The sequence below is a fragment of the Anoxynatronum sibiricum genome (assembly GCF_039414295.1).
GTDB lineage: Bacteria > Bacillota > Clostridia > Peptostreptococcales > Tindalliaceae > Anoxynatronum > Anoxynatronum sibiricum.
In genome coordinates this window covers 1-261 of sequence record NZ_JBCITM010000083.1, presented here as the reverse complement: position 1 = coordinate 261, position 261 = coordinate 1, and the positions used below count along the sequence as shown (strand labels likewise).

Annotated in this window: 1 pseudogene; it reads left to right on the top strand. The window is 61.7% G+C overall.

From position 1 onward, the window contains the following. A pseudogene (locus tag AAIG11_RS18060) lies at positions 1-261 on the top strand (aldehyde dehydrogenase family protein); the annotation flags it as partial.

The following is a 261-nucleotide window of genomic DNA, read 5'->3' as shown; positions in this document are numbered from 1 at the left end:
TGGACGTGGTGGTGGCCACCGGCGGCGGTGCCATGGTGAAAGCCGCCTACAGCAGCGGCAAGCCCGCCTACGGCGTGGGCCCCGGCAACGTTCAGTGCATCATCGACAAAGACAGCACCTACGAAGAGGCCGTACCCAAAATCATCACCGGCCGCTGCTTCGACAACGGCATCATCTGCTCTGGGGAACAAAGCGTCATCGCCCCCGCCGAAGACCTGGACGCCATTTTGGAGCTGTTCAGACAAAACGGTGCCTGGATTG